This is a genomic window from Acinetobacter sp. YH12049, from assembly GCF_013419875.1.
Lineage (GTDB): Bacteria > Pseudomonadota > Gammaproteobacteria > Pseudomonadales > Moraxellaceae > Acinetobacter > Acinetobacter amyesii.
This window is the reverse complement of record NZ_VOZH01000069.1, coordinates 1-8,385: the sequence shown is the minus strand read 5'-3', so window position 1 is coordinate 8,385 and position 8,385 is coordinate 1. Positions and strand designations below refer to the sequence as shown.

Here is an 8,385-nt window from a genome sequence, read left to right as displayed (position 1 = left end):
AATGGGAGTGCATGAGCTGTGGTACAGCTCATGATCGAGATATAAACTCAGCTCTAAACATTCTTGCGCTTGGGCATAAGCGTCTAGCTGTAGGAATCACCCTCTTTTAAGGGGGGGAGGATGTCAATGAGATGAATTTTCAGTCTATAATACGGGGCTCTTATTAAAGCTTGGCTCTAGTCGAGATTTACTCTCTCTTACTTTAATCTCTGGAAACATTGCAATGAATGCGGCCGCTTCACAAGACACTCCTCTCGTTGGAATTATCATGGGTTCTCAATCGGATTGGGCAACGCTAGAAAACACTGCCAATATGCTCAAACAGCTTGGCGTCCCATTTGAAGCGGAAGTAGTATCTGCACACCGAACTCCAGATCGATTATTCGAATATGCCGAAACCGCACGTGATCGTGGTATTCAAGTAATTATTGCCGGTGCTGGCGGCGCAGCACATTTACCAGGCATGTGTGCAGCCAAGACTGATTTGCCTGTACTCGGCGTACCGGTAAAATCATCGATTCTAAATGGTGTTGATTCACTGCTTTCAATTGTACAAATGCCTGCAGGGATTGCTGTCGGTACTTTGGCCATTGGCCCAGCGGGTGCAACCAATGCGGCGATCATGGCTGCACAAATTTTAGGTTTAACACGGCCTGAAATCGCAAAAAATGTTGCAGATTTCCGTGCTGCGCAAACCGATAAAGTGGCGAGTAAAAATATTCCGGGTCAAGCTTAATTAAGGGGCATTTCTCATGGATAAAACCATTGGTATTTTTGGTGGTGGCCAGTTGGGTCGTATGATGGCGCAAGCGGCATTACCTTTAAACATTCAATGCACCTTCTTTGAAGCGAGTACCGACTGCCCTTCTGCAGCCCTAGGTCCAGTGATTTCGACCCAAGCTGAAAATGGCTTGCAAGATTTCATTCAGAGCGCAGATGTTTTCAGCTTAGAGTTTGAAAATACCCCGCTGGCAGATGTTGATGTATTGACCAAAAACAAAGCATTGCACCCACCGCGCCAAGCTTTAGCGATTGCACAGCATCGTTTGTCTGAAAAAGCCTTGTTTGATGAGTTGGCTATTCCAGTTGCACCCTATAAGGCCGTGACGTCTTTAGAGAGTTTAGAAGCCGCTGTTGCTGAACTGGGTTTACCCATCGTACTGAAAACATCGCGTGGCGGTTATGACGGTAAAGGTCAATTTGTGCTACGTAGCGCTGAGCAAATGGATCAAGCATGGGCTGAACTGGGCCCTGCTGGTGAATTGATTGCGGAAAGCTTTGTAACCTTCTCACGTGAAGTCTCAATCATTGCGGTGCGTGGTCAAGACGGTGATGTGAAAACATGGCCATTGGCGGAAAACCACCACCACAACGGCATTTTGTCGCATTCGATTGTGCCTGCGCCAAACAGCGCAGACTTACAACCAGTTGCGCAAGACTACATTACTCGCCTGCTCAATCATTTGAATTATGTCGGTGTTTTGACGCTAGAACTGTTTGTGACCGATAAAGGCTTATATGCCAATGAAATGGCGCCACGTGTGCATAACTCGGGGCATTGGTCGATTGAAGGTGCAGTGTGTTCACAGTTTGAAAACCACATTCGTGCTGTAGCAGGTTTGCCTTTGGGTTCGACTGAAGTTGTTCGTCCAACGGTCATGGTAAACATCATTGGCCAACATCCGAAATCTGAAGATGTATTGGCACTGAATGGCGCGCATTTGCATCTGTATAACAAAACAGAGCGTGAAGGCCGCAAAATCGGTCACATCACTTTAATGCCGAATGATACTGCTGAATTAACAGCTTTATGTCGTGCTTTGGCGAAAATTTTGCCGAATCCACTGGCACTTAGCGAAGATATGACCATTTAAACCTGAGTTTGAATGATAAAAAAGCGGTCATGCACATGGCCGCTTTTTTTATCGCTGTAGTTCGGGCATCATTGCGCCTCTTTGCAAAATCACACCGCTTATCGGTGAAACGACAAGAAACTATTGATCATAAAGTGTTCGTTCGTTTATAAATATTCTGCGCGAATCTTCGTATGGTTTTTTCCGTATCAATGGCCTGCGATGTGTGTGAATCAAAATCAAAAATAACCAATGTGTTTTGAATTCAAATTGTGTTTTTAAATTTAAACCATGAATTTGAATTCAAAAAATCCGATACCGAAAACAATGAATTCAAAGTTTATGAATTTAAATTTGAAAAAATGAATTCATTTCGTTGTGTTTAAATTTAAAAAATTTGAATTTAAAAGTTGATCAGACTTATTGGATCTATAAAGAGAGTCTTTTAAGAACTATAATATTTTGATTATCAACAATAAAAAATGAATTGTCACGCCATTTTGAATTTGTGGATAACTTTTTCTACATGCAGTTTATTTTTAAATTTAAAAGTTTTGAATTTAAATTTAAACCGCTGTTTGGTTTGTAATGAATTTAAAACAAGATTGTGGATAACTGCTTTTGAATTCAAATTTAAAAAATGAATTTAAATAAGTAGAAATTATGAATTTAAATTTACGTTTTGAACCTTTAACTTTTGCTTTGAGCTGCTATTGTTAAAGCAACAATTTAAATTCAAAAAAAGATCAAGGGTATGAAGCATCACTTAGGATTTGTTTTCGGGACTGCTTTTTTGGCAATAACTCAGGCAAATGCCGAGTTGATTATTAATGGTCAGTCTGTCAATGCGTCGAGCATGCCTGCAACAAGCAGCATTTCACCACAAAATAACTTTCAAGGCTGTTTAGCCAATTTGCGCTCGCAAGCAATGAATGCTGGTGTGAATGCGTCAACTTATGATCGCTATACACAAAATTTAACACCTGATTATTCTGTGATTGAAAAGCTCAACTATCAGCCTGAGTTTTCAACACCGATTTGGGACTATTTGTCAGGACTGGTGGATGAAGAGCGTGTACAACTGGGTCGGCAGAAATTGGCGCAGCATCGTGATGTATTAAACCGTGTCGCGGCGGCTTATGGTGTGCCTGCTGAAACCGTGGTCGCGGTTTGGGGGGTGGAGAGTAATTTTGGTGATATTGCGGGTAGCTATCCTTTATTACAGTCATTGGGCACTTTAAGTTGTGAAGGGCGCCGCCAAAGCTATTTCCGTGGCGAGTTTTTTGCAGCCATGCGGATTTTGCAGCGTGGTGATTTAAATGAATCACAATTGAAAGGTTCGTGGGCAGGTGCATTTGGTCATACCCAATTTATGCCGAGTACCTATGAAGAACTGGCCGTGGATTTTGATGGTGATGGCCGCCGTGATTTGGTGTCGAGTACCACGGATGCGTTGGCATCTACGGCCAACTTCCTGAAAAAGCGTGGTTGGCAAACTGGTCAGCCGTGGGGTTTTGAAGTAAAAATTCCAGAAGGAATGTCGATCAGTGGTGAAAGTCGGCGTAATAAAAAGTCATTAGATAGCTGGATGAATCGTGGTTTGCAGCGTGCCGATGGCACGCCGTTAATTCAAGGTAACCTTTCTGGATCGAGCCAAGCTGGATTAATGGCACCGGCTGGGGCAAGTGGGCCTGTATTCTTGGTGTTTAAAAATTTCGATGCAATCTACAGCTACAATGCCGCAGAAAGTTATGCATTAGCGATTGCGCATTTATCCGATCGCTTACAAGGCAAGGGTGGCTTTAGTACGACATGGCCAACCGATGATCCTGGGACTTCACGTGCGGAACGACGTGAGATTCAACAATTTTTACTTAACCGTGGCTATGACATTGGTAAAGTGGATGGATTAATTGGAGATAAAACCCGTCAAGCCATTCGACAAGAGCAAAATCGACTGGGTTTAAGCCCAACAGGTCGGGCGGGACAGCAGATTTTACAGGCTTTCCGTAATGAACATGCCAAGGCAATGATGAATTAAGTTTTAGCTATGCTTTTATATAGTAGTTAATCTATATAAAAGCTTGTCTATATAAAAAAGGTCTGCAATTGCAGACCTTTTTTATATGTTTTTGACTCTTAAACCGCAGTGATTGTACCTAAGATACGATAGCCAGCAGCACCCGTCACACTTGGTAAATTTGCACTAAGCTGATTGACAAAGCGCATCGCCAACCAAGCAAAGGCCGTCGCTTCCACCCATGTTGGGCTTAAGCCTAAATCTGCGGTACTTTGCACCGTCCATTCATGTTTACGTAGACGCCAGCGCAGTTGTTCTAAAAGGTGTGAATTATATGCACCACCACCACAGACATAGACTTCACCGGTATCCATATCAGAACGGTAAATGGCTTTTTTAATGGCACGTGTGGTGAGTTTCATTAAGGTTGCTTGAATGTTTTCTGGCGTATCTTCGAGTTCGTCATATTCGAGATCTCCACGCCAATCGAGAATCTGTTCATCTAACCATTCTAGATTGAAGTCTTCACGACCTGTACTTTTTGGCGGTTCCTTAGAGAAAAACTCATGCGCTTGTAAGCGGTCGAGCAGGCTGCGAATAGGCTGACCATAAGCCGCCCAGTTGCCATTTTCATCATACGGCTGACCAGTATAACGTTCGCACCAAGCATCCATTAAAATGTTGGCAGGGCCTGTATCAAAGCCATAGACATCTTCAGGTTTACCCGCAGGTAACATGCTGACATTGGCAATGCCACCCAAATTTAAAATCACACGGTGAATGGTGTCATGTTGGAAAAGCGCTTGATGGAACGCAGGAACTAAAGGTGCGCCTTGACCACCCGCAGCCATATCGCGGCGGCGAAAGTCTGAAATCACAGGGATTTTAGTGAGTTCGGTAATAATATTGGGGTCGCCAATTTGCAGGGTAAAACCATGTTCAGGACGGTGGCGGATGGTTTGTCCATGTGAGCCAATCGCCTTGATTTGACTACGATCTAGCTGATTCTTCTCGATCAATTCATTAATGCCATGACCGATCATTTGAGCTAAAGCAACGTCTGCCTTACCCATACGATCAATTTCGTTATCATCAGGCAAGGTGAGGGCCATCAGTTCATCACGAAGGTCTAGGTCAAAGGGAAGTGTGAGTGTCGCATGAATCTCTAAAGGATCAAAAGAAGCAGCAACAATATCGACACCATCCATGCTTGTGCCGGTCATTACCCCAATGTAGATCGCTGTCATGATGATTCTTAAGCCTGCAATGTGCTGAAAAAGTGTTAGTATATCGCACAAATTGTATAACTGATCTATTTGGATTTTGTGATGTCAAATTTCCTGCCGGCTGAAGAACAACTTGCCCTCATCCAACGAGGCACACATGAGATTATTTCTGAAGAAGATCTTCTTAAGAAATTAAAGCAGAATCGCCCATTAAAAATTAAAGCGGGTTTTGACCCGACTGCACCTGATTTACATTTAGGTCATACGGTTCTGATTAATAAATTAAAAGTTTTCCAAGATTTAGGTCATGAAGTTTACTTCCTGATTGGTGACTATACAGCCATGATCGGTGACCCAACGGGTAAGAGCGCTACGCGTCCGCCGTTGTCTCGTGAAAAAGTTTTAGAAAATGCTAAAACTTATCAAGAACAAGTATTTAAGATTCTTGATCCAGCGAAAACTAAAGTTGTGTTTAACTCAGAGTGGTTTGGTCAAAAAACTGCTGCTGACTTGATTCAGTTAGCTTCACAGCAAACTGTGGCACGTATGTTGGAACGTGATGACTTCACTAAACGTTATAACAGCCATCAACCGATTGCGATTCACGAATTTTTATATCCATTGGTACAAGGTTATGACTCAGTTGCACTAGAAGCGGATGTAGAGTTAGGTGGTACAGACCAAACCTTTAACTTGCTGATGGGTCGTACATTACAAAGCCGTTATGACCAAGAATCTCAAGTGTGCATTACTGTGCCAATTCTTGAAGGTTTAGACGGCGTAAATAAAATGTCTAAATCTTTGGGTAACTATATTGCTGTATTTGATGCACCGGGTGCGATGTACCAAAAAGTGCTTTCAATGCCAGATGATTTGATCGAACGTTACTTTGACTTGTTGAGCTTTAAATCGATTGAAGAAATTCAACAGTTGCTCAAAGAAGTGGCTGAAGGTCGTAACCCACAAGAAGTGAAGAAAATTCTTGCACTTGAATTGGTTGAGCGTTTCCATGGCGCAGAAGCTGCGGCAAATGCGCACAAAGGTGCAGGCAACTTGATTACTGAAGGTGAACTTCCAGAAGGTACACCAGAAGTGACTATTTCTCGTGGCGCATTTGGTGGTGAGATTTTCATTACTTCTATTTTGCGTGAAGCGGGTTTGACTAAAAATGCTGCTCAAGCAAAAGATGCAATTGGTCGTGGCGCGGTGAAAGTGGATTGGGAAGTGGTTGATGCAGGTTATGCTGTGTCAGAAAACAAAACTTTGATCATCCAAGCGAGCAAAAAAGCGATCGCAAAAGTAACTTTTACCGACTAATAAATTCTTGAATTTTTAGTTAAGTTATTGAATTAAAAGCAGGCTTCGGCCTGCTTTTTTTTACTAATTAATATATTAATAATATAAATAAGAAAATTCAAAAAAAACCTTATAAAAACAACACTTAAATTTTGCCAAATGTGTTGCATTTCTTGAATTTTATGTATAAGATTTATTCATCTAGAGAGATATATACCATCTAGAGGGTACATAACGATAACTCCACTTTTTATAAGTCTCTTCCCCAAGGGACTCTTTTTTTAGTGAGTTAACAAATAACTATAATAACTACACGATGGATCGACTAAAGATTCAATTCTAAGGGAAAGATTTTGGGAGAGATCTTTCCCTTTTTTATTTGTAAAATTGAGTTATTCCTTTCAAAAATCACATTTATTTCTGTATTAAAGACTTTAATCGCTCCAGAAAAAAGCCCGATTCAATCGAGCTTTAAAATGTCTTTACTCAGATAGATGTTCATTGAGTTTTATTTTAGGGCTTAGGGCCAAATTGAATGAAGCTTAATTTAGGTAAGATCCGCTTAACTAATGTTCCCACTAAAAGTGCGGTAATAATGGTGCCTTCACGGACTCCGATGACTTGATGTAAGACCAGCCAACTGCTGATAACCGCAATACTGACCAAGAGGATGTCGCCATAGGTTTTACAGTTGCCAAAATCAAGGCGATAACGAACAGCAATGGCTTGATAGAGACCTTCTGCGGCCAAGAGGACTAGACTGGCTTTGACTACTAAGCTCACACCTAAAGCAGTAATCAGGCAACTTGCCAAGCAAGCTAGGAGTTGAAGTGGGTAACTTTCTATGCTCCAGCCTTGGGTCAGCCACATTAAACCGTCAATAAATGCACCAAACAAAATTCCCACGGGTAATTGCAGCCACTGTATCCATTGAAAGCGTGATTTTAAGATCAGCATTTGCAGCAGGATCATGACGATATGCATTAATACTGTTAATGTGCCGACGGTGAGAGGAAAGATATAGCTAAAGCTATAGGGCACCGAGGAAATAGGGGATGTCCCTAAATTTGAATGTATAGAGAGTACGACACCAAAAGCCAAAAATCCTAATCCGCCTAATAGTAAGAATAAGCGTGGAAAAAACTGTGTTGGCATCCTGCACCTAAAAAATAAAAAGAGTGTACGTAAAACGCAGCCTGCGCTCTATGCGTCTAAAGCCCAAAAATAGTGGCTTTTTATGACTGTGATCGTTAATAGTGATTATTCAAATAAAATAGGCTGTATTTTTATCAGCAAAAATGACTAAGCATGTAATTAAAATGATTTTTGCAAAAACAGGCCTTATGGAACAATGGTCAAAAATCAAAAAAGAGCAACAACATGGCGTATTACAATACCGATAATCATGATGAACAGATTGATCGAATCTTGAGATATTTATTTGATCACCAAACCACACAGTATAAGCGAGCATTATTTTGTGAGGCGCAGCAACAATTACATGATTTGGATATCGCAGCACAGTACCAACTATTTGCATTGGTACGAGAACAACTCCCTCGACGTGCCAAGCTGCTATTTTCTGCCGAGGATTTCCGTGGAAAGCAACAAGTCATCTTGGAAGTCATGCAACATTTAGCATTTGAACGTTAAAAAATGCTTGGAAATATAAAAATGCACGCAAAAAAATGTCTATAAAGCTTGAATAGGTGTGATGACAGAAAAAAATGATGTGCTTTGAGGAAGAAAAGTAGACTAATGATCAATAAATAATCAAAGCTACTTTTATTAGATTTAAAAGCGCTGAAAAAGATTTGCTAGATATAAGAAATTTACTTAATTAAATATCGACTATTTGCTAAAAATTTCTCTGTACACGACAAATTTCATAGGATCCTTGTCCTATCAGGCTTTTTCTTTCTTAAAATTGCTAGCACTTTCTTAAATTCTTCTTTTTTTCCAAAACCAATCAAACGTAGAATAGCCATTT

Annotated in this window: 8 protein-coding genes; 6 read left to right on the top strand and 2 right to left on the bottom strand. The window is 41.0% G+C overall.

The features are described 5' to 3' along the window. The 4 genes from FTU05_RS16755 to FTU05_RS16740 form a co-directional block, all read left to right on the top strand. On the top strand, nucleotides 1-110 hold a 110-nt coding region (locus FTU05_RS16755; RefSeq protein ID WP_179994364.1), incomplete at its 5' end, for a zinc ribbon domain-containing protein. A 113-nt stretch (nucleotides 111-223) separates the two neighbouring features. Then, complete coding sequence (gene purE / locus FTU05_RS16750) at nucleotides 224-736, top strand: 5-(carboxyamino)imidazole ribonucleotide mutase (protein WP_078189531.1); 513 nt, start codon at nucleotides 224-226, stop codon at nucleotides 734-736. A 16-nt stretch (nucleotides 737-752) separates the two neighbouring features. Further along, a complete protein-coding gene (locus tag FTU05_RS16745) occupies nucleotides 753-1,874 on the top strand; it encodes a 5-(carboxyamino)imidazole ribonucleotide synthase (protein WP_168379845.1) in 1,122 nt (373 codons plus the stop codon). A gap of 733 nt (nucleotides 1,875-2,607) precedes the next feature. After that, nucleotides 2,608-3,894 carry a lytic murein transglycosylase gene (locus FTU05_RS16740; RefSeq protein ID WP_111886090.1) on the top strand — a complete coding sequence of 429 codons (1,287 nt, stop codon included), beginning with the start codon at nucleotides 2,608-2,610 and terminating at the stop codon, nucleotides 3,892-3,894. Between the two features lie 98 nt (nucleotides 3,895-3,992). Here FTU05_RS16740 and FTU05_RS16735 read toward each other — a convergent pair whose 3' ends face one another. Beyond that, nucleotides 3,993-5,120, bottom strand: coding sequence for an anhydro-N-acetylmuramic acid kinase (locus tag FTU05_RS16735; RefSeq protein WP_168379846.1), 1,128 nt, complete (start codon nucleotides 5,118-5,120; stop codon nucleotides 3,993-3,995). Between the two features lie 63 nt (nucleotides 5,121-5,183). On the opposite strand from FTU05_RS16735, the gene tyrS reads away from it, so the two are divergent. Further along, nucleotides 5,184-6,416, top strand: a complete 1,233-nt coding sequence (gene tyrS / locus FTU05_RS16730; RefSeq protein WP_171262600.1) for a tyrosine--tRNA ligase — start codon at nucleotides 5,184-5,186, stop codon at nucleotides 6,414-6,416. A 492-nt stretch (nucleotides 6,417-6,908) separates the two neighbouring features. Here the strand turns inward: tyrS and FTU05_RS16725 are convergent, their stop codons facing one another. Next, a complete protein-coding gene (locus tag FTU05_RS16725) occupies nucleotides 6,909-7,550 on the bottom strand; it encodes a YitT family protein (RefSeq protein ID WP_162689805.1) in 642 nt (213 codons plus the stop codon). 225 nt (nucleotides 7,551-7,775) lie between these two features. On the opposite strand from FTU05_RS16725, the gene FTU05_RS16720 reads away from it, so the two are divergent. Further along, on the top strand, nucleotides 7,776-8,048 hold the full coding sequence (locus tag FTU05_RS16720) for a hypothetical protein (RefSeq protein ID WP_111886092.1): 273 nt from the start codon (nucleotides 7,776-7,778) through the stop codon (nucleotides 8,046-8,048). Nucleotides 8,049-8,385 lie beyond the last annotated feature (337 nt).